Source organism: Streptomyces sp. H51, assembly GCF_035656535.1.
Classification (GTDB): Bacteria; Actinomycetota; Actinomycetes; order Streptomycetales; family Streptomycetaceae; genus Streptomyces.
Map to the genome: position 1 here is coordinate 238,467 of NZ_JAYMHD010000011.1, position 21,259 is coordinate 259,725.

16 protein-coding genes, 1 tRNA gene and 2 pseudogenes are annotated in these 21,259 nt (G+C 72.5%); 11 read left to right on the top strand and 8 right to left on the bottom strand.

Features of this window, described 5'->3' with window-relative positions:
- Positions 1-90: 90 nt before the first annotated feature.
- On the bottom strand, positions 91-735 hold the full coding sequence (locus VKA29_RS01600) for a helix-turn-helix domain-containing protein (protein WP_324783568.1): 645 nt from the start codon (positions 733-735) through the stop codon (positions 91-93).
- A 320-nt stretch (positions 736-1,055) separates the two neighbouring features.
- Between VKA29_RS01600 and VKA29_RS01605 the strand changes: the two genes are divergently transcribed.
- From VKA29_RS01605 to VKA29_RS01615, 3 genes and pseudogenes are all read left to right on the top strand, one after another.
- The gene (locus VKA29_RS01605) at positions 1,056-2,360 is read left to right on the top strand and encodes a M6 family metalloprotease domain-containing protein (protein WP_324783284.1); all 1,305 of its coding nucleotides are present in this window, start codon (positions 1,056-1,058) and stop codon (positions 2,358-2,360) included.
- A 195-nt stretch (positions 2,361-2,555) separates the two neighbouring features.
- Positions 2,556-4,249, top strand: a pseudogene (locus VKA29_RS01610) (IclR family transcriptional regulator domain-containing protein).
- Positions 4,250-4,307: 58 nt separating this feature from the next.
- Positions 4,308-4,383: transfer RNA gene (locus VKA29_RS01615), tRNA-Arg, on the top strand.
- 74 nt (positions 4,384-4,457) lie between these two features.
- On the opposite strand, the pseudogene VKA29_RS01620 reads toward VKA29_RS01615, so the two are convergent.
- Positions 4,458-4,695: pseudogene (locus tag VKA29_RS01620) on the bottom strand (tyrosine-type recombinase/integrase); the annotation flags it as partial.
- 518 nt (positions 4,696-5,213) lie between these two features.
- Between VKA29_RS01620 and VKA29_RS01625 the strand changes: the two are divergent.
- The gene (locus VKA29_RS01625; RefSeq protein WP_324783285.1) at positions 5,214-5,450 is read left to right on the top strand and encodes a hypothetical protein; all 237 of its coding nucleotides are present in this window, start codon (positions 5,214-5,216) and stop codon (positions 5,448-5,450) included.
- A gap of 280 nt (positions 5,451-5,730) precedes the next feature.
- On the opposite strand, the gene VKA29_RS01630 is transcribed toward VKA29_RS01625, so the two are convergent.
- Positions 5,731-6,300 carry a GNAT family N-acetyltransferase gene (locus tag VKA29_RS01630; RefSeq protein WP_324783286.1) on the bottom strand — a complete coding sequence of 190 codons (570 nt, stop codon included), beginning with the start codon at positions 6,298-6,300 and terminating at the stop codon, positions 5,731-5,733.
- Positions 6,301-6,601: 301 nt separating this feature from the next.
- Here VKA29_RS01630 and VKA29_RS01635 point away from each other — a divergent pair, with 301 nt between their 5' ends.
- The 4 genes from VKA29_RS01635 (at position 6,602) to VKA29_RS01650 (ending at position 10,906) form a co-directional block, all read left to right on the top strand.
- Positions 6,602-7,096 carry an SMI1/KNR4 family protein gene (locus VKA29_RS01635; RefSeq protein ID WP_324783287.1) on the top strand — a complete coding sequence of 165 codons (495 nt, stop codon included), beginning with the start codon at positions 6,602-6,604 and terminating at the stop codon, positions 7,094-7,096.
- A 531-nt stretch (positions 7,097-7,627) separates the two neighbouring features.
- The gene (locus tag VKA29_RS01640) at positions 7,628-8,197 is read left to right on the top strand and encodes a DinB family protein (RefSeq protein ID WP_324783288.1); all 570 of its coding nucleotides are present in this window, start codon (positions 7,628-7,630) and stop codon (positions 8,195-8,197) included.
- A gap of 293 nt (positions 8,198-8,490) precedes the next feature.
- Positions 8,491-10,119 (top strand): sulfite oxidase, encoded by a 1,629-nt coding sequence (locus tag VKA29_RS01645; protein WP_324783289.1) that lies wholly within the window; start codon positions 8,491-8,493, stop codon positions 10,117-10,119.
- A gap of 94 nt (positions 10,120-10,213) precedes the next feature.
- Positions 10,214-10,906: a fasciclin domain-containing protein gene (locus VKA29_RS01650; RefSeq protein ID WP_324783290.1), complete on the top strand. Its 693-nt coding sequence runs from the start codon at positions 10,214-10,216 to the stop codon at positions 10,904-10,906.
- 714 nt (positions 10,907-11,620) lie between these two features.
- Here VKA29_RS01650 and VKA29_RS01655 read toward each other — a convergent pair.
- Both VKA29_RS01655 and VKA29_RS01660 read right to left on the bottom strand, forming a co-directional pair.
- On the bottom strand, positions 11,621-12,370 hold the full coding sequence (locus VKA29_RS01655) for an anti-sigma factor (RefSeq protein ID WP_324783291.1): 750 nt from the start codon (positions 12,368-12,370) through the stop codon (positions 11,621-11,623).
- Entirely contained in the window at positions 12,367-12,951 is a 585-nt protein-coding gene (locus VKA29_RS01660) for a sigma-70 family RNA polymerase sigma factor (RefSeq protein ID WP_324783292.1), read from the bottom strand. Before VKA29_RS01660 ends, VKA29_RS01655 begins: the two co-directional genes overlap by 4 nt.
- Positions 12,952-13,285: 334 nt before the next feature.
- Between VKA29_RS01660 and VKA29_RS01665 the strand changes: the two genes are divergently transcribed.
- A complete protein-coding gene (locus tag VKA29_RS01665) occupies positions 13,286-14,176 on the top strand; it encodes a prohibitin family protein (RefSeq protein ID WP_324783293.1) in 891 nt (296 codons plus the stop codon).
- A gap of 29 nt (positions 14,177-14,205) precedes the next feature.
- Here VKA29_RS01665 and VKA29_RS01670 read toward each other — a convergent pair whose 3' ends face one another.
- Both VKA29_RS01670 and sigJ read right to left on the bottom strand, forming a co-directional pair.
- Positions 14,206-15,006, bottom strand: coding sequence for an alpha/beta hydrolase (locus VKA29_RS01670; RefSeq protein WP_324783294.1), 801 nt, complete (start codon positions 15,004-15,006; stop codon positions 14,206-14,208).
- Positions 15,007-15,979: 973 nt separating this feature from the next.
- A complete protein-coding gene (sigJ, locus tag VKA29_RS01675; protein WP_324783295.1) occupies positions 15,980-16,933 on the bottom strand; it encodes an RNA polymerase sigma factor SigJ in 954 nt (317 codons plus the stop codon).
- 213 nt (positions 16,934-17,146) lie between these two features.
- Here sigJ and VKA29_RS01680 point away from each other — a divergent pair, with 213 nt between their 5' ends.
- Positions 17,147-18,373, top strand: a complete 1,227-nt coding sequence (locus tag VKA29_RS01680) for an LUD domain-containing protein (protein WP_324783296.1) — start codon at positions 17,147-17,149, stop codon at positions 18,371-18,373.
- Positions 18,374-18,519: 146 nt separating this feature from the next.
- Here VKA29_RS01680 and VKA29_RS01685 read toward each other — a convergent pair whose 3' ends face one another.
- Positions 18,520-20,001 (bottom strand): amino acid permease, encoded by a 1,482-nt coding sequence (locus VKA29_RS01685; protein WP_324783297.1) that lies wholly within the window; start codon positions 19,999-20,001, stop codon positions 18,520-18,522.
- Between the two features lie 358 nt (positions 20,002-20,359).
- Between VKA29_RS01685 and VKA29_RS01690 the strand changes: the two genes are divergently transcribed.
- Complete coding sequence (locus tag VKA29_RS01690; RefSeq protein ID WP_324783298.1) at positions 20,360-21,238, top strand: FadR/GntR family transcriptional regulator; 879 nt, start codon at positions 20,360-20,362, stop codon at positions 21,236-21,238.
- Positions 21,239-21,259 lie beyond the last annotated feature (21 nt).

Consider the following 21,259-nt stretch of genomic DNA (forward strand, 5'->3'; position numbering starts at 1 on the left):
GCGGTCCGGTGGCTAACGCTCAGGCGCTTGGTGCTTCGGTGCGTTCGGTGCGTTCGGTGCGTTCGGTGCGTTCAGTGCTGAACTCATCGGTCAGGGCCGGCGCAGATCCTCCATGGTGGCCGCCGCCCCCGGCAGGACAGAACGGGCCGGGGCCCGCAGTCCGTCCAGGAACAACTGCAGATGACGGTGGACGAAGCGGTCGACGCTGAGACAGTCGGTCCCGGCCGGCGGCCGGCTGAGCTGGGCCACGGCGACCATCAGGTCACCGACGCCGACGTCGGGGCGGAGTTGGCCGGCCTTCCTGGCCCGCTCCATCACACTCGCGATGATCTGCTCGCAGCGCCGGCGCGCCGCTTCCAGATCGGGATGGTTCTCGTCGAAGGCCGCGGCCACCATCGGGCACAGCGCGCTGATCCGTTCGTCGGCAGCGGCGTGCACGAAGCGCTCCAGCGCCTCGAAGGCGTCCCCGGTCTCCGCCAGCGCCTGCTCGCCCGCCTCGGACGTCCGGTCCAGCACGGAACAGACGACCTCACGGACCAGCGCGTCGCGGTCGGGGAAATTGCGGTAGACCGTGGCGTTGCCGACGCCGGCCCGGCGGGCGATCTCGTCCAGCGGCACGTCCGGGCCGTACTCGGTGAACATCTCCCGGGCGGCGGCGACGATCCGCTCGCGGTTGCGCAGGGCGTCGGCACGCGGCCGGCTCACCTTCCGCTGCACGCGGGTCGCGGTCGTCATGGCCTGCACGGCGGACTCCTCAGCTCGATCGGGTGACTACAGGTACTGCGAGTTCCACGACTTCTACGAGAACTGCAGCCAATGCGGTAGTGCGGTACTGCGGCGATCCGGGGACCGAGTCCCCGTTTCGGTCGGACACAGGTCTAAACGGGGAAACGATCCCCGGTTATTTCCCACCCGGAGGGAGATTGCATGTGACCTGAGTCACACAAAAACGCACGATCGGCCCCTTTCAGCGCGCGTGCGCACATCACCCGACACAGGGTGATCAGAAAGGAGCAGTCCGTCACCGTCGGCTGCCGTGGACGAAGGACCCGTGCATGCAGCATGAGCGCCCCCGCCCCCAGGCTCCGCTCCGCCGTCGGATACGCCCGCGCCGTGCGGCCGCCTTCACGGCCGTGACCGCGCTGACCCTGACGGTCGCCACCTCGGCCGGCACGGGCGACCTCACGTCCCGCTCCACCACGGCCGGGGCCGGCCCGGTCTCCCTGGCCCGCGGCTCCGCGCTCAGCCCCTGCCTGATCAGCGGCGGCCGCTCCGTCCAGATGTCGGAGGGCGTGCCGACCGTCAGCGGCTACTCGCGCTCGACCGGCACCGTACGGGCCCTGAACCTGATGATCGACTTCCCCGACGCGCACGGGAAGGGGGACGCCCTCGACCGCTTCCGCGAGTTCTTCCCCCAGACCCAGGAGTGGTTCCGCACCGCCTCCTACGGGCGGCTCGTCTACCGCCCGGAGGCGCCCGTCCCGCGCTGGCTGCGCATGCCGAAGCCCTTCCGGTCGTACGGCATAGAACGCGGCGCCCCCTTCGACCCCGGTTACCGCGAACTGGTCCAGGACATCGTCACCGCGGCCGATCCGCAGGTCGACTTCCGCGCCTACGACTTCCTCAACGTGCTGATCACCCCGAACGCCGGCCCGTCCGCCCTGGACACCGTCCTGTCGGTGACCTTCGCCGGCAACAAGGAGGCCCCCATCGCCGACGGCGTCCCCGTGGCCAACGCCTCCTTCGTCTACTCCCGCCAGGACGACGGCTCCGGTTCCTACGGGCGCACCGGGTACCGCGTGCTGCCGCACGAGAACGGCCACGTCTTCGGTCTGCCCGACCTCTACACCCAGGAGGGCGGGGGCGCCGTCGGGCACTGGGACATCATGAGCGAGGACTGGGGGGCCAACAACGACACGCTCGGCTGGCACAAGTGGAAGCTGGGCTGGCTGGACCCCGGCCAGGTGACCTGCGCGGCGACGCACGGCACCGTGCGGTACACGCTGACCCCGCTCGCCCGCACCGGCGGCCCGAAGCTGATCTTCGTGCCCATCGACAGCCGCCGCGGCTACGCCGTCGAAGTACGCACCCGCGAGGGCAACGACGAGGCCGTGTGCCGGCCGGGCGTGCTCATCTACCGGGTCGACGCCGGCGTGGACACCGGCATGGGCCCGGTCACGGTCTACGACGCCCAGCCCGACAGCGGCGGCTGCGCCCACGCCCCGAACGTCCACGCGGAACTCTCCGACGCCCCCTTCACTCCCGGCGAGGAGTTCCGCGCCCCGGACGCCGACATCCGGATCACGGTGACGAGCCGGGACGGAGCGGGGGACTACCGGGTGGCGGTGACCCGGGGATGAACGACCGGGCAGGGCGAGGCGCCGCCCCTTCGATCGCCCCGGCCCAGCGCTGACGGACGCGCGCATTACGGTAGGCGTGCCGAACCGACGTACCAGAAACCGAAACCCGGTGCCCCCGCTCCCGCCCCCGCCCCCGCCGCCCCCGTCCTCGCGTCCGCCCTCGCTCCCGTCCCGGCTCCCGCCCCCGATACCGCGATGAACGCCGCCCGCCCCGCCGACGCCTCCCCCGCCCCGACCGAGCCGTTCCCACCGGCCGAGGCGGTCACGCCGCTGATCCGGGGAATCGGCGTGCTGCAGCGGCTGACGGAGGCGGGCGGCACGCTGAGTCCGAGCGGCCTGGAGCGGGCCACCGGCCTGGCCCGCTCCACGGTCGACCGCATCACCATGACCCTGGGCCGCATGGGCTACGTCCGCCTGGACGGCCGTGACGCGGTGCTGGCCCCCGCCTGATGGAACTGGGCAACGCCTACCTGGCCGCCCTGCGCCTGCCCGCGCTGCTGGGCGGGCACGCCGACGCGCTGGCCGACGAACTGGACGAGTCGGTGTCGCTGGCGGTCGCGGACCGCGACGGCATCCGCTTCATCCACCAGGCCACCCGCCGCCGCGCGATGTCGCTGAGCTTCCGCATCGGCGACCTGCTGCCGGCCGAACGCACCGCGCCGGCAACGCTGTTCGCGACCGAGTGGACGGAGGCTGATTGGCAGAGGTGGCGCGCGCCGCGCGGCGGACCCGCACGACCACGCCTTCCCGGCCGTACCCCCGCGCGAACACCCCTCGGCCGACGCCGACTTCGAGCACCGCACGGCGCAGGCGGCGGCGCGCGGCTGGGCGCTGGACGACCAGTTGATCGAACCCGGTCTGTCGCCGTCTCCGTACCCGTACGAGATCCCCGCACCGGCCGGATCGCCTGCGTGGCGAACGTGGTGAGCCACACCAGCCGGCACACGGCGGCGGACCTGCGGGACACGCTGCTGGAGCGCCTGCGCGCGACGGTGTCGCGGATGGAGGACGACCTGCGCACCGCGCCCCCGCCCGAGCCCGAGCCCGCGCCCGAGCCCTCGGGCCTGGCGGCCTGGACGGGCGCGTCGAAGCAGCGACTGGGCCGCGAGTTCGTGGAGTCGCTGGCGCGGGGCCTTACGGTCCTGACGGCGTTCGGCGAGGGCCGCTCCGCGCTGACCCTGACGGACGTGGCGAACGCGACGGGCCTGGCGCGGGCGACGGCCCGCCGGGCCCTGATCACCTACGAACACCTCGGCCTGGTGACGCCGGGCGACGATCCGCGCACCTTCACCCCGACGCCCCGGGTCCTCTCCCTGGGCTTCCCCCCGCTCTCCCGCACGACCCTCCCCGAGCTCGCGACCCCGCACCTGGCGGAGCTGTCGGCACGCGTCCACGAGTCGGCGTCCCTGGCGGTACTGACGGACTCGGGGTCCGGCCCGGAGATCCAGTACACGGCCCGGGTGGCCACGACCCGCGTGATGAGCGTGAACATCACGGTGGGCACCCGGCTGCCGGCGTACGCGACATCACTGGGACGCGTGATGCTGGCGGACGCGCCACCGCCGCCCCACGCCCTCGGCACCCCGCAACCGCTGACTCCCCGCACGGTCACCGACCCGCAGACCCTGACCCGCCTCCTGCCCCGGATCCGAACCCAGGGCTACGCCCTGACCGACGAAGAACTGGAGGAGGGCCTGCGCTCGATCGCGGTCCCGATCCGCGACCGTACGGGCCACGCGGTGGCCGCCGTGAACGTCGCGACGCACGCGGCCCGGCGCACGGTGGAGGAATGCGTCCGGGACATCCTCCCCGAACTGCGCCGCACGGCGGACCGCATCGAGGACGACCTGTCGGTGGCAGGCCGCTTCACCCGCGTCCCACCCTCCTGACCCCCATCGCCCACACCGAATCCGGTACGCTACGCCTGTGACCTTCACGGCCACGTCCGCCTTCGTAGCTCAGGGGATAGAGCACCGCTCTCCTAAAGCGGGTGTCGCAGGTTCGAATCCTGCCGGGGGCACCAGGCAAAAGGCCCACCACCTACGGAAATCCGTGGGTGGTGGGCCTTTGACGGCAGTGGTTGACGGCAGTCGCCTCTCAGACGGCGGGCAGACGGCTCTTGAGCAGCCGGTCCATGTGGCCGATCGCCCCCGCGGGGTGTCGTGCACGACGTGCGTGTACATGCCCATCGTGATGCTGATCTGGCTGTGCCCCAGGATCTCCATGATGACCCGTGGCGCGACGTCGGCCGCCGTCAGCGGCGTGGCGCAACCGTGCCGCGAGTCGTGCACCGGACCACCCGCAATCCTCCGTCAGCCGCCACCCGCGTGAAGGTCGCGGCGGAGGTCTCAACACGGATGGTGCTCACAGGTACGTGCCCACCCACTCGTCAGTACACGCTGAACGGGGCGCGAGGCACCTGGGCGGCGCCGAGCCCCAGCACCGCGTGGCGCGGCGGCCGGGGGCGGGGCGGACATCGGGTTGGGACACGCTGCACCGCGCCGAACCGGAACCTGACGCACTGGTCACCCGCGCCGACCGACTTATGCAGAACGTCAAAGTGCGACCCGCGCGGTTGTACACATACGGCTCATGACGGGGCCCCGGGAGAATCCCCTACTCTGACCTCATACGTCAGGCACTCCTGAACTCACGGGCAAATGACGGCAGTTGGGAAGCCCCGGACCGTGAAAACGGCGTGTCAGGATGCCTGCACGACGGCTGTCCGGCCCCTTACGTCCCACGCTCCGACGCCGCGACGCAGCACATCGGTCGCGCCTGCCCGCCCGGGATCCTCACCGGACACCGGCGGGCAGGCCCCGATCCTCGGAAGGCCCGGCAATGACACTGCACATGGACGGCACAGCAGTCCTGATCCTGCTGGTCGCGACGGCGGCGGCGGTGGCCGTGTACCGCCTCAGGGACCAGGCCGCGACGGGCGGCGGCCCGCATGCACGCGATCTCGTGGGTGCGATCTGCGTCTGGGGGACGGTGGTCGCCGCGTTGGTGGCCCTGTTCGCGTTCTCACCCCCGGCGCCGACGGACGGCAACTCACGGGCGCCGACGCAGACCACGTCCTCCGCCCCGTGAGTTCCGCGGGCCCGCTCGCCGGGAACCACTGGCTCGTACGCGGCGGTGACACCCGGAGCGGCCGCTCGTCAGCATGTCCGCCGTCCCCCGCGGCGTGTGCGCGTGCTGGCGACCTCGCGGGCGTCACGCGTCGGCGGACCGAGCCGGTCGCCAGTCACCGAGGAGCCGCTACGGGCTGCATACGGCCGGGAAGGATCGACCGGGTCACGTATTGGCCGGCAGACACGGGGTGGTCGCACGGACGAAGCCGGGCGTCACAGCGTCGTATCCGGCGGCGGGCTCAATCGCCTGATCGACTGCCAAGATCCGCGGACAGCGCCGCGTAGATGTACTCGCTGCCCCAGCGATCCCCGTCGAGGTCGTTCTCGACCAGGTGCGCCTCCCGGCGCATCCCGAGGCGCTCACAGACCCGCACAGACCCGGTGTTCTCCACATCCAGCCGTGCGTAGAGCCGGTGCACGCCCAGCGTGTCGAAGGCAAACCCAGCCAGCGCCGCGGCCGCCTCGGTCGCGTAGCCGTGCCCTTGGTGACCTGGGTCGAGAGTCCAGCCGATCTCGGCCTGGGCGGCGCGGGCATCGGCCAGGGCGAGGCTCACCTCGCCAAGGACGCCGGGCTCATCGCGTCGGCAGACGGCGAGCGCCAGCTTGTCCCCGTCGGCGCGCCAGGCCGTCTGCGCGGCGCGCTCTGCGGCAACCTGCTCGCTGCGCTCACGAGTGTGCGCCGGCCGGTACAAGTAGCGCGCCACGCTCGGCAGACTCTGGTAGGCGTACAGGTCGTCGGCGTCGCCGGGAGTGAACAGACGCAGCGACAACCGGGCCGTGGTCAACGGCAGCAGCGAGGCGACGTCCATGCGGACCTCCGGGACGCGGATGTGGATCAAGTTGCGGACTGATTTTCGCATCACAACCGCCCGGCAGCCACGCCTTTTCAGGAGCAGCGCTCGGCAGCCGCACTTCACCACGAGGCGCGGCATTCCCGGAGTTGTTTACTGACCCACGCTCCTGACTTGAGGAGAATTCATGGACGAGCAACCGTTGATCGCCCAGCTGCGGGATCTCATGCCGCCACACGACGGTGCGGGAGACTCGGTCGACTGACAGAAGGTCGAGCACGTCTGGGGAGTCACGTTTCCCCAGGCCTACAAGGAGTTCGTGGCCACATACGGTGACGGTGAGACCGACGCGTTCCTCGCCTTCCTCGTCCCCGGCCCGGCCGAGGGCCCTGTTCCCTCCGGTGACATGGCGGAGGAGACGGCCGAGGCGCGGCGGATGTGGCTGGAGAAGCCCCCGGCCGGTTACGGCTCGCCGGCCACACCGCCGGTCATCGCCTGGGGCGTGAACGCGCGTGCCGACCTGCTGTGCTGGGTGATCGACGAGCAGGATCCCCGGCGCTGGCCGGTGGCCGTGTGGAGTCGAGGTGGTCTCTCCTGGAGCGTCCACGGCTGCGGAATGCTCGAGTACCTCGTGCGTCTCTTCCGCGGTGAGATCGACCCCATGAGGGCGGATGACGACGGCGTACGGCGCTTCGTGCACGTCCGGGAGGCCCAACGCCTCCTCGCGCTCGGCATCAGCCCGGACACGGGAGAGCCCAATCCGTACGCGGACATGGTCGGTCCCCCACAGCCCAGGCTGAGTCAAGGCGACTGACCGCATGATGCCAGGGACCGCCGCCTCCTTCCGTCCGGCACTCACACCGGCCGGAGGGGGTGGCGGCCCCGCTCGTTTTCGCCGGCACGGTGAGAGGCGGACGAGTGATAGGCGTCGGCGGCGATCCGAGGAAACACACTTCGCGAAGTCCTCACCGGACAACGCGGGCGAGCTGAACCACTTCATGTCCGTGGTCCTTCGATGCGCCGGATACCAAGAGCTCCGTAGGAAGGTCGCCTTCACCGAGACGGGAGGGAGGCCAGGCCGGCGGCAGACTGACGTGACTCGCCACCCCGGTGCTGTCGGCGGCGAGTTCCCCGCGCATGACAGCGAGACGCAGACCGGACATTTCGCGAGAACGCCGGGGCCCTGGTCAGTCACCTCGCGGTCCCCCGCCACCCCGACAGGTGAAGCACCAGGTCGAACCTCAGCATCCGCACCCCTCCGGCCTTTTAGGTCAGGATCTGACCTTCATGCCCTCTAGCGTCCTCCTTGCCCGGCGATACACGAAGCACGGAAGGCAGAGCGACCATGAGCGAGAGCGTGACTGTCAACGAACCGGCCACCCAGGGCTCGGCCGATGAGCCCACCGCCACCGGCGAGCGCGCCGACTTGCTGGAGGCCCTGGCCAAGCACCGGCACTTTTTGCGATTCACCACCCGTGACCTCACCGATGAGCAGGCCGGGCGCCGGACCACCGTCAGCCAGCTGTGCCTGGGCGGCCTGATCAAACATGTCACTGTGGTCGAGCGAGCCTGGGCGCGGTTCATCCTGGACGGCCCGTCGGCGATGCCGGACTTCACCTCCATGACCGAGGCCGACTGGGCCCGACGGGCCGACGAGTTCCGGATGCTGCCCGGCGAGACGCTGACCGGCGTACTCGCCGACTACGCCGAGGTGGCCCGCCGAACCGACGAACTGGTCGCCACCCTCCCCGACCTGGACGCCACACAACCCCTGCCGAAAGCCCCCTGGTCGGAGCCGGGCGGGCGGTGGTCGGCCCGCCGGGTACTGATGCACATCATCACCGAGACCGCCCAGCACGCCGGCCACGCCGACATCATCCGCGAGTCCCTCGACGGCGCCAAGACCATGGGTTAGCCAGCGGCGCGGCAGGGCGTATCGCCCCTTGCATGGGGGCGATACGCCCTGTGACCCCGCAAACACCTTTGCCTCACGGTCACAGGACAGGGAGGCCAGCGTGCGGCAGCCGACATCGAACGCCTGGCACGAGGGCTGCGCGGTGCCTCGATCGTGGGAGTGCAGCTCGGCCGGCCGCCGCATACCTGCCCGGTAATCCGTTGCGGAGGGCGGGTTGGATTGGTGCGGGAATTTCTTTTCGCCTGATCGGGTGCGGGACCAATCCGCTTGGGTGGCGGAGACGGATTCCCCGCGTGAGGGATGAGGAGAAGGAACCGCGGGTGAGGCTGGGGCCGCTGCGCCTGGCGCTGGGTGCGCTGAGCGGGGCTCTGGCCGGCGTGGCCGCGCTGGCTGTCGCCGAACTGGTGGCGGCGGCCGTGCGTCCGCAGGCCGGTCCGGTCGTCGCGGTCGGAGGCGCGGCCATCGACCGCACTCCCGCGCCGGTGAAGGACTGGGCGATCCGCCGCTTCGGCACCGACGACAAGTTCGTGCTGCAGTTGGGCATCCTCGCCGTGCTGACGGTGCTGGCCCTGGCGCTGGGTGTGCTGGCGGTGCGGTTCAGGCGGGTCGGAGCCGCCGGGGTCCTTCTCTTCGGGGTCGTCGGGGCCGGTGCCGCCGTCGGTCGGCCCGACTCCGGCGGCGTCACCGACGCCTTGCCCTCCGTCGTGGGTGCCGTTGCCGGGGCACTTCTGCTGCACGTCCTGGTGGGACGGTCGGCAGCGGTGGGGCGGCCGGCTGCGCCGGAGCCCGGGGCCTCGGGTCGGGCGACGGACAGCGGTCCTGGCTTCCGGGCCTGGGATCGTCGGGGGTTCGTCCTCGCGGCCGCATCCACCGCCGCCGCTTCCGCCGTGGTGGGCGCGGCGGGCCGTTCGCTGAACGGTGCGCGCGGGCAGAACGCGGTCGCCTCGCGCGAGCGGCTCGTGCTGCCGGTTCCCGGGTCACCGGCGCGACCGGTACCCGGGAGGGCCGGGCTGCGGATCGCCGGAATCAGTCCCTTCGTCACGGCGAACGAGGACTTCTACCGGGTGGACACCGCTCTCGTGGTCCCGAAGGTGGATGCCACGAGGTGGCGGCTGCGGGTCCACGGCAAGGGAGTGCGGCGGCCCGTCACCTACTCGTTCGACGACCTGCTGCGCAGGGAGTTGATCGAACGGGACATCACCTTGACGTGCGTGTCGAACGAGGTCGGCGGGCCGTACGTGGGCAACGCCCGCTGGATCGGCGTACGCCTGGCCGACCTGCTCGCCGAATGCGGTGTCGAACCGCCCTCCCGGGGCGGGCCGGCGGATCAGCTGGTGGCCCGGTCGGTGGACGGTATGACGATCGGCAGCCCGCTCGAGGAGGTGATGGACGGCCGCGACGCGATGCTCGCCCTCGGCATGAACGGCGAGCCGCTGCCCTTCGAGCACGGCTTTCCCGTCCGGATGGTCGTCCCCGGCCTGTACGGGTACGTCTCCGCCTGCAAGTGGATCGAGGACATCGAGCTCACCACCTTCGACGCCTACGACCCGTACTGGGTCGAGCGGGGCTGGGCGCGCCGGGCCCCGGTCAAGACCGGGTCACGGATCGACACCCCCAGGCCGTTCGCCCGGCCCAGGTCCGGCACGGTGATGGTGGCCGGCGTCGCCTGGGCGCAGCACCGCGGCATCGACAGGGTCGAGGTCCGCGTCGACGACGGGCCCTGGCAGGAGGCTCGCCTGGCCGCCGAGGACTCCCGCGACACCTGGCGCCAGTGGTCCTTTTCCTGGCAGGCCACCAAGGGCGGTCACACCCTGACCGTGCGCGCCACCGACCGCACCGGCAGCGTGCAGACGGAGAAACGCACCCGGACCGTTCCCGACGGCGCCAGCGGATGGCACTCCGTGGTCGTGACCGTCGAGTGATCGCCGCTGAACAGCGCCTTGTGGCCGTCCGAACCACCTTTCCGTTCCACCGAACGCAGCCGGACCGTGCTGCGCCGTTCGACAGGAGAAGATGATGAACATCCGTTTCCGCCTGAGCACTGGCCTCCTCGCCGCCGTGACCGTGCTCCCCCTGACCCTGACCGCCTGCTCCGGCAGCAGTGACTCGGGCACGTCCGACTCCTCCGGTTCCTCGGACAAGGCGTCGGCCTCGGCCTCGGCCTCCAAGAGCGGCTCGGCCTCCAAGAGCGGCGAGGACATGGGTGGTTCGGGCAGTGGGGCGACCGGCATGGACCAGCCCTTCGGTCCGGCCTGCTCCGCGGTGCCGGAAGACGGTGCGGGTTCCTTCGACGGCATGGCCAAGGACCCGGTGGCCACCGCGGCGTCCAACAACCCCGCGCTGTCCACGCTGGTCTCGGCGGTGAAGAAGGCCGGGCTGGTCGACACCCTCAACAACGCCCAGGACATCACCGTGTTCGCGCCGACCGACGACGCCTTCAAGAAGATCCCGAAGGCGACCCTGGACAAGGTCCTCAACGACAAGGCCCAGCTGACGAAGATCCTCACCTACCACGTCGTCGGCCGGAAGCTGGCCCCGAAGGACCTGGAGAACGGCTCCTTCGACACGCTGGAGAAGTCGAAGGTGACGACCTCCGGGTCGGGCGAGTCCTACAGCGTGAACGGCTCCGCGAAGGTCGTCTGCGGCAACGTCAAGACCGCCAACGCCAACGTCTACATCATCGACAGTGTCCTCATGCCCGGGAGCTGACACACCGGCCGGCCGGGGAAGCGGGCCTCGGGCGGTCGGCCCGACGGGAGCGACCGCCCTGCGCGCCCCTCGTGCCGGGGCGTCGCCCCTCGTGCCGGGGCGTCCGCCGACCGCCCGACCGGCAGGACCCGGCGGATGCCTCTCCTCGGGGCCGGTCCGCAGACGACAACGCCTGCGGACCGGCCCTTGCGCGTTCTTCGTCCGTCCGTCCAGGGCGGGAAGAGCGCACGTCGTGGAACGACCGTCCGGCCTGGCATCGAGCTGACCGGCGGCGGCGGGCGCGGAAGGCCCGCTGCCGCCGCCGGTCAGCTGTCATCGGCGGTGGAGTGGCGGGACCGGCCGACAGGCCGGAGGGACGGGCCGACAGGCCGGAGGGACGGGCCGACAGGCCGGAGGGACGGGCCGACAGGCCGGAGGGACGGGCCGACGGGACCGGTCGACAGGCCGGAGGGACCGGTCGACAGGCCGGAGGGACGGGCCGACAGGCCGGAGGGACCGGCCGACAGGCCGAAGGGACCGGCCGACAGGCCGGAGGGACCTGTCGGCGCGCGCATCCTCGCCCGTGCCCGCCACGTCACCCGTACTCCGCCCGGCCGGCGACCGGCTCGGCCACCGCGCCGGTGCCAGCGTCAGCACCGGTGCCGACACCAGCACCGGCACCGGCGCCGACAGGCGCGTGGGAGTCCGTCGGCGGGCGGTCCCCACGCGCCGGCACTACGTCGGTACGCCGAGCAGGGCGACCGGTGCCGAGGTCGGCTGCTTCGATCCGCCGGCCGGCTCCACCGTGATGCCGACTCCGGAGGCGCCGTCCACCGCACCCCGCATGAGCACCGCCTGGCTGCCGCGGCCGGGGTCCATCAGGCCGGCCGAGCGCATCTCGCCGCCGTCGGAGAACCACAGCTGGTAGACCTTGCCCCGCGGTGGCTCGTTCATGTCCGAAGCCATGAAGACGGCCCGGTCCCGCTCGGCGGAGACCACCAGCGTTCCGGTGCCGCCCGCCAGGCGTGCCGAGCGGGACTTGGCGTCGGGTGCCGTGAGCACACTGGTCAGGTCCCCGACGGCCCGCCGCGCCTGGGCGGCCTCGTGCCGGGCGTCCTGGGCGCGCTCGTACTGCCACACGGCGGTTCCGCCGAACACGGTCGCGGCGGCCACGCCGGCGGCCAGCGCCCACCGGATCGGACCGCGTCCGGGCCGCGCGCCGCGGCGTACCCGTTCCAGGGACGCGACTGCGGGCGACACCTGCCGCACGGTGGTGATGCGGGTGAGAACCTGCTCCCGCATGGCGGGGCGCGTCGGCACCGTGGCGGCCAGGGCCAGGCGTCCGGCGGTGGCCGTGAACTCCGCGACCTCCTGCGCGCAGGCGTCGCACTCGGCCAGGTGACGCTCGAAGGCGGCACGCTCGTCGCCGGGCAGCGCGTGCACCGCGTAGGCGCCTGTCAGAGCATGCAGGTCCGTCGTGGTCATGCGGTCACCCCCAGGCAGTCCCGGAGCCGGATCAGCCCGTCGCGCAGCCGGGTCTTCACCGTGCCGAGCGGCAGCGTGAGCGCCTCGGCGACCTCCCGGTAGGTCAGTCCGCGGTAGTAGGCGAGAGTGACCGACTGCCGTTGCAGCTCGGTCAGGGTGCGCAGGCAGCGCCGCACCTGCTCCCGCTCCAGCCGGCTCTCGACCTGCTCGGTCACCTCGTCGTACGCGGGCTGCTGCTCGAGCAGCGCGGCCTTGGTGTCACGGGCCGCGGCGGCCTCCACCGACCGCACCCGGTCCACGGCCCGCCGGTGGGCGAGGGTGAGGATCCAGTTGATGGCCGTGCCGCGCTCGGGCCGGTAGCGCGGGGCGGTCCGCCACACCTCCACCAGCACCTCCTGCGCCACCTCCTCGGACTGCGCCTGATCGCGCAGAACGGCCCGCGCGACGCCGAGGACGGAGCCGGCCACGGCGTCGTAGACCGCGGCGAAGGCGTCCTGGTCGCCGAGCGCGACCTGGTGCAGCAGTTTCTGCAGATCAGGTCCAGCTGATGGGCGTCTGCCGATATGTACGGCTTCCTTCACAATGGCTCTCCCGTAGGCGTGACAGGCCGGAACATCCTCTGTAATCCGAGGCCGACCGGCCCGCGGATTGGCGTCACGGCCTGCCGGAGACGTACGACCTTGCCGCAACCGGCGCGCCGCGACGTGGCCGCACCGTGGCGGGTGGCGGTTTCGGCGGATCTGCCCTGGACGCCCACGCCCACGGTTCCGAACCCGGCCGGCAGCGGCGGGAGAGCGGAGCGCGCGATCTCGCCCCGTCCGGGCCGCGGTCGGGTACGGCCCGACACCGGAGGTCGCTACGATGCGCCGGGGCCGCGCCCTGGGCGGCGCGGAGCGTTTTCGGAGGGGGACACCTGTGTTCGTGCTGTGCATCCTGCTGCTCATAACCGCGGCAGTGCTCTTTCTCGTCGGCCGCGGCCGCACCGCCGCGGGCCACTGGAGGCTCGGGGCGGCGCTCAGTGCCGTGACCGGCCTGCTGGCAGGCGCCTTCGCCTGCATCTACGTCGTGAGCGCCTACGAGGTCGGCGTGCCGGTGACCTTCGGCACCGTCGGCAAGCCGCTGACCTCGGGCATCCACTTCACGTCACCGTTCACCGACGTCACGCCCTTCTCCACCCGCCCGGTGGACCTCGACCTCAACGACAAGGACGTGGTCGAGGTCCGCTCCTCGCAGGGCGGTGTGCTCTACGCGGACGTCACCATCAAGTGGGCCGTGGTGCCGGGCAAGGCGGTCGCGCTGTACCGGCTGGCGGGCAGCGAGGAAGCCGTCGAGGAGCGGCTGGTGCTGCCGGACAGCCGCGAGATCATCCGCAACGTCTTCGCGAAGCACACCAGCGAGGAGGGTTACGCGTCCGCCCGCGAGCAGATCGGCTCGGAGATCGCCGGTCTCGTCAAGGAGCGACTGGCGCCGCGCGGCATCGACGTCACCTCCGTCAACCTGCGCAATGTGCGGCCGTCGGAGAAGCTGCAGGAGCAGATCGACAAGAAGATCCAGCAGGAGCAGGCCACCGAGCGGGCCACCGAGGCCGTGCGTACGGCCAAGGCGCAGGCGGAGCGCAGGCGTATCGACGCGGAGGGCATCGCCCGCGCGAACAAGATCCTCGCGGGGTCGCTGAGCGACAAGGTGCTGTACAACCAGTGCCTGGAGGCCTACAAGGAAGCCGCGAAGGCCAACCCGGTGTACGCGGTGCCGTGCGGTACGGGCTCGGGTGGCACGCCGGTCATCGTGGACAGCGGCAAGAACTGAACCGGCGCCGCCGCAGGGCCGGCGTATCGTCAACGTCCGTGTACCGGTGGCCAGGCCCGGCCGCCGGTCCGCGCCAGCCAGTCGTCCAGCAGGGCCGCCAGGATCCCCGGCTGCTCGTGGGGAAGCGCGTGGCCGGCGCCGTCGAGCACCGACAGGGTGGCCCGCGGGTAGTGGTCGAGCAGGTCTGCCGCCGCCGCGTACCCGACGACGGAGTCCTGCCGGCCGGCGACGACGAGCGTGGGCCCCTGGTAGGCCGGTCCCTCGGTAGCTCCGAGTTCCCACCGCTCGCCGATCCGCTCCATGGCGGCCTGGTCGGCGAGCGGGATCGCCGGGGCGACGAAGCGCTCGTAGCGGTCCAGCATCGCCGGCGTTCGCACCACGAAGTAGCCGCGGAACCCGTCGTCGCCCAGATCATCGGCCGCGACCACCGGCCGATGGTCCGGGACGTCGCGGACGCCCGCCAGCAGAGGACAGACGAGCGCGAGCCCGGAGACCCGGTCGGGACGCCGGGCTGCGATCCCCTGGGCGTAGTGGGCGCCGGCCGAGTGGCCGACGACGAGGAAGGCGTCCGGCCCGGCGACCTCGTCGGCGAAGCCGAGCAGCACGTCGAGGACGTCGTCGGCGCCGCGCAGGGACGCCGGCGCCGGCGTGCGGCCCATCCCGGGGAGGTCGGGATAGATCCGCCGGTAGCCGTCGCGCGCGCCCAGCGCCGGCTCGAAGCAGGCTTCGGCCTCGCGGTGATCGACCATCGCTCCGTGCAGCACCAGCACGGGTCTGCCCTCGCCGTGCGCCACGTAGTGCACCGGTACGTCGTCTGCGGCACGCTCCATCCGGTCAGCCTAGTGACGCGGGGCTCGTCCCGTGCCCCGGACGTGCGGACTCGGCAAGGGCCGGACCGGCGGTCTCGGCAGGGGCCGGACGTGTGGTCTCGGCAGGGGCCGGACCGGCGGTCTCGGCAGGGGCCGGACCGGCGGTCTCGGCAGGGGCCGACGGCTGGCGTTCCCCTCCTGGCCGGCGGCGGGATCACGTACGTGCCGGCGCGCGTCGTGAGCGGCGGCGGGAAGAAGCCCGCCTCGTGCGGCGTCCGCCGCTCGGCGTCCGCGGCCCCGCGCCGGCCACCAGGCCGGACCTCGCGCTACAGCCGGCCACGCCTGGTGGTGCCCGCGACGTGTGGCGCGACCGGCCCGGCCGGATGAACCGGTCACACGAACCGGAGCAGCACCACCAGCACGACCGACGACCGACGCCGACGCCGACGCCGACGCCGACGACACGGTACGGACCACGCCCCACGGAGCGCCCCCGCGCGCGGCGAGCACCAGCAACGCGAGCGGGTACGGAGCCGCCGACGGAACCGCCGAGATCAGGCCCACGGCCGACGGCCCAAGGTGCCCGAGGACCAGGATCGCCCGCAGGGCGACCCACCCGGCCGTCCCGGCCGTCCCGGCCGTGAGTATCCGAAGCCTGAGCAGCCGGGGCCGGGCGGGGCCCGTGGTCACCCGGGGAGTCGGCGACCGTCTCGCCAGTGATCACGACGCCCGTCCGTCCGAAGAGCGTGCCGACGGCCAGGACGATCAGCAGCCCGACGGCGGCGAGCCCGCCGTCACCCAGGATCGAGTCCGGGTGCCAGAAGATCTCGATGACCGTCCAGGCGGGGAGCCCAGCACGACGCCCGCGCCCCAGACGGAAACGATCTCCTGGCCCAGGCGGTCCGACCACCACCCCCGCAGGGTCCTCCCCCACGGCACGGCCTTGCGCGGGCTCTCGTCCATGTCCTCGTCCTCCCCCGATCGCCCGGCGAGCTCAGCACGGCCCCCAGGGGCGCAGCTTGTCCGGGTTGCGCACCGCCCAGATGTGCGTGATCCGGGCGTCGTCGGCGACCTGGAACGCGAACACCGTCTCGACCCGTCCCCCGGACTCGATCACCAGGCCCGGCAGCCCGTTGACCGTGCGTTCGAGGAGCGTAAGGCGCGGCGCGAACCGGGCGATCGTCAGGTAGAGGTGGGCGATCCGCTCGGCGCCCTCGACCGGCAGCGGGTGGGCGAGGGCGCGGCCACCGCCGTCGGAGACCGCGGTGGCGTCCGGGTCGAGCAGACCGATCAGGGCCTCGATGTCCTGTGTCTGCCAGGCCGCCCTGAACCGCCGCACGACGCTCGCCTGCCGGGCCGTGTCCGGGCTCGCCCCGGCGCGGGCGCGGGCGATGCGGCGGCGGGCGGAGGACGCCAGTTGGCGGCACGCCGCCGGGCTGCGGCCGACGATCTCGGCCACCTCGGCGAACGGGTAGCGGAAGACGTCGTGCAGCACGAACGCGACGCGCTCGGCGGGGGTCATCGACTCGAACACGACCAGGAAGGCCATGGTCACCGACTCGTCGAGGGTGATCCGGTCGGCCGGGTCGACGCCGGCCCCGCCCGCCGCCCCGGCGATCCACTCGGCCGGGTCGGGCAGCGGCTCCGGGACCCACTGGCCGACGTAGGCCTCGCGCCGGGCGCGGGCCGAGCCGAGCAGGTTCAGGCAGATGCGGCCGGCCACCCTCGTCAGCCAGGCGCCCGGGGACTCGATGGCCTCCCGCTCCGCCCGGGACATCGCGTACCAGCGGGCATAGGCCTCCTGGACGACGTCCTCCGCGTCGGCCAGGGACCCGAGCAGCCGGTAGCCGAGATTCAGCAGCTGCCGCCGCTCGCCCAGGATCGTGCTCAGGCCCGGGTCCCGCTGCTCCGCCGCCTGCCGCCGCGCCTGTTCCGACGGAGTGGTCATACGCCCTCCGGCCCCCTCGTCCACGCGCCCTCTCCCGCCCTCTCCCGCTGTCTTCCGCTGTCGTCCTGTCGTCCTGTCTTCCTGTCTTCCTGTCTTCCGTACGACGGAGCGGAGCGGCGGAATGTGACGTCGGCGGCTCGCCTCACATTCCGCGGGGCCGCGTTGTCGGAACGGTGAAGACCACTGCCCCTTCCACACGACGGGAAGCCCCGCATGAACGACTTCCAGGAGACCGCCGACCGCGTCGAGATCGAGGCGCTGCGCGGCGAGTTCACCGACGCGGCGATGATGCGCGACCGCGCCCGCCTCGCCGGGCTGTTCACCCCCGACGGCGTCCTGCGCATGCCCAACGTGCCGGTCGAACTGGTCGGCCGGGAGGAGATCCGGAGCGGAGGCGAACGCCTGCAGAGCCAGTGGGACTTCTTCGTGCAGAACAGCCACCCGGGCGTGATCCGGATCGACGGCGACACCGCCACCGGCCGCACCTACATGCAGGAGATCGCGCGGCTGCTGGACGGCCGCTCGGGCCAGAACTTCGCGATCTACCACGACACCTACCGGCGTACGCCGGAGGGCTGGAAGTTCGCCGAGCGGGTCTACGAGGTCCGGTACGCCGACACCACCCCGCTGCCGGGTTCGGCGCCCGGCCCCGACACCCGCGCGCACGACTCCGGCGGGACCGGGGACGCCGACCGCGCGCACGACTCCGACCGCGCGCACGGCTCCGGCCGGGCCGACAGGGCCGGGGACATCGGCCGGGCCGACAGGGCCGGGGACTCCGGCCGGGCGCCGGGTGCCGGGGAGGCGGGTGCGCCGGTCACGCGGGGAGCCGACGACTTCGCCCGGCCGGCGTCCGCCGAACGGCTGGACCGGGCGGTCGCGGCGCTGCGCGCGAACGGCTTCACCGCCGAACTGCTCGACGACGCCGCGGCGGCCCGCGCCCGCGTCAGGGACCTGATCCCGGAGGGCGCGAGCGTGTTCACCGGGGCGAGCGAGACGCTCCGGCTCTCCGGCATCGCCGAGGACATCGAGGCGGGCGACCGCTGCCTCGCCGTCCGGCCGCGTGTGCTGACGATGGACCGCGCCACCGAGGCCGACGAGATCCGCCGGCTGGCGGCCACCCCCGACGTCTTCGTCGCGAGTGTCGCCGCCGTCACCGAGACCGGCTCGCTCGTCATCGCCTCGGCCACCGGCAGCCAGCTGCCCGCCTCCGCCGGCGGCGCCGCGAAGGCGATCTGGGTCGTCGGGGCGCAGAAGGTGGTGCCCGACCTGAGCAGCGCACTGCGCCGGGTCGAGGAGCACGCCCTCCCGCTGGAGACGGCGCGCGCCCTGGCGGCCTACGGGCAGCCGAGCGCGGTCGGCCGTCTGCTCGTCCTCAACGCCGAGCCGCAGCCCGGCCGCGGCACCGTCCTGCTGCTGCGCGAGGCCATCGGGTTCTGACCGGCGCGGCCGGGCCGCGCTGCCGGCCGGCAGCGCGGGCGTCCCGGTCACGGCTCCGCCGGATCCGGAGACGAGGACGCCGGGCCGGGAGACGTCGGGCGTCTCCCGGCCCGGCCGGGAGGCTCGGTCGGAGGCGGCGAGCGGGGCTACGACGAGGTGACGAGCGCCTCGCGCCGGCGGCTCATCCGCCGGCGGACCAGGGCCACCGCCACGACACCCGCCGCCACCGCCGTGGACAGCACCACCTGGTCGCGGCCGCCGCCCGCCGCGGTGTCGGTCAGCATGTAGACCAGAACGAAGGTGATCAGGGCGATCGTGGCCCAGGTCAGGTAGGGGTACAGCCACATCCTGACGACCAGCTTCTCCGGCGACTCACGCTGGATGATCTTCCGCATCCGCAGCTGCGAGAAGCAGATCACCAGCCACACGAACAGGGCGATCGCGCCGGAGGAGTTGAGCAGGAACTGGAAGACGGTGTCCGGCCACAGGTAGTTGAAGGCGACCGCGACGAAGCCGAAGGCCACCGAGGCCAGGATGGCCGTGCGCGGCACGCCGCGGCCCGTGGTCCGCCCGAAGGAGGCCGGGGCGTCGTTGCGTCCGCCGAGCGAGAAGGCCATGCGCGAGGCGGTGTAGAGGCCGGAGTTGAGGCAGGACAGCACCGAGGTCAGCACGATGGCGTTCATGATCTGCGCGGCGTGCGGGATGCCGATGGAGCTCAGGGCCGCGACGTAGGAGCCGTCCTTGAGGATCGCCGGGTCGTCCCAGCGCAGCAGGGACACCACGATCAGGATGGAGCCCAGGTAGAACACCGCGATCCGCCAGATCACGCTGTTGGTGGCCTTGGTCACCGCGCCCCGCGGGTCGGCGGACTCACCGGCCGCCAGGGTGACGATCTCGCTGCCCATGAAGGAGAAGACCACCATCAGCACGCCGGTGAGGATCGCCCCCGGCCCGTGCGGCAGGAATCCGCCGTGTGCGGTGAGGTACGAGAAGCCGGACGCCGGGTGGTCCGAGCCGGGCAGCAGGCCGAAGATCGCGAGTCCGCCCAGCACGATGAACGCGGCGATGGCGACGACCTTGATGCCGGCGAACCAGAACTCGAACTCGCCGTAGGAGCTGACGGAGGCCAGGTTGCTGGCGGTCAGGACCACCATGACGATCAGGGCCCAGCCCCACTGCGGGACCGCCGGCACCCAGCCGGTGAGGATCTTGGCGCCGGCGGTGGCCTCGACGGCGAGCACCACGACCCAGAAGAACCAGTACAGCCAGCCGATGCTGAAGCCGGCCCAGCGGCCCAGCGCGCGGTCCGCGTAGGCGGAGAACGAACCGGAGGTCGGGTTGGCGGCGGCCATCTCGCCCAGCATCCGCATGACGAGGACGACGAGGACGCCGACGAGCGCGTACGAGACGAGGATGCCGGGGCCCGCGGCGGCGATGCCGGAGCCGGAGCCGACGAACAGGCCGGCGCCGATGACACCGCCGATGGCGATCATCGACAGGTGGCGGTTCTTCAGACCCGCCTGCAGGCCCGAGCCGCCGGCCGGGGCGCCCTCGGCGAGGGGCGCGGTGGCGGTGGCCGTGGCGGTGGTCTCGGGGGCCGCGGTGGGGACGGGAGGACGTGTGGTCATTCGACATCCAGGAGGGGAGTGCGGAAGAGGGCATGCGTCGGCGAGCACGGGTGCATGGGCCGCCCGGCGGTCGCCGAAGGGGGACGAGCCTCGTGTCCCGGAAATTAGTTCAGTACGATCTAAAAGAACAAGACTTGTTTAAGTGTTCACCATGCTCTATTTTACGTGCCACGCGGAGCCCCCCGTTCCGTGGTGACCGTCACCACGCCCTCCCCTCCGCGCCCCGTCCTCCGTCCCCCTCTTCCGGCCTCCATGGGAGCCCCCATGAACAACCGCGCCGCATGCTCGCGGCAGCCACCGGCGCGGACGGCGTCGCCGCGGACCGTGACGCCGTTCAGCAGGCCGTTAGGGTGGCGTCGTGGTGAATCCAGGGGGCAAGTTCGGGCCCTACAGCCAGCCGGGGCCGACGCGGACCGGCCCGGTCGCCGCGGTGCGGGACGTGCGTGTCCTGCCCGGCAGCGGTCAGACCGGGGCGGAACTCGTCCGGTCGCGGATCGCGCTGCGGGTGCGCCTGACGTCCGTCTCACCGGGGGACCGGCTGCCGGACGCCGGCGTGCTGGCCGAGGAGCTGGGGATCAGTGAGATCACCGTGCGCCGCGCGCTGGAGGCGATGTGCCAGGACGGCCTGCTCGACCGCCGGCGCGGCCGGGCGGGCGGGACCTTCGTCGCGCCCGAGTGGCACACGGTCGTCGCCCTGATGCACGACGCCGAGGAGGCGGCCTCGCTGGAGGCGTTCCACCAGCTGCTCGAATGCGGGCTCGTGGCGCGCGGTGTCGACGAGGTTCCGGCCGACGGGCTCGCGGAACTGCGGGCGCTGGTCGACGAGATGGACCTGGCCGACGATCAGGAGCGGCTGCTCGAACTGGAGGCCCGTTTCCACCTCGGCCTCGCGGAGGTGCTCGGCGGCGCCGGGATCCGCGAGTTCGCCGCGGACCTGCTCGGCCGCCTGTGCCTGCTGATGCCCGCCCCGGCGGCCGACGCGGTACGGGCGCGGAACCGCTGCCACGCCGACCTGCTCGCCGAGCTCGGCCGCGGCGCGATGGACCCGGCCGTGCGGGCGGTGAAGGCGCACCGCCTGGCCCACACCGGCCGGACCGACCACACAGCCCACACAGACCTCACAGGCCACACAGGCCACATAGGGCACACAGGCCACACCAGTGACGGCGAGCACATCGACCACAGCGACCGCACGGGCCGCAGCGAGCACACCGACCGCGCCGACCGCGCCCTCTGACTGCCCCACTCCCCCGCCACT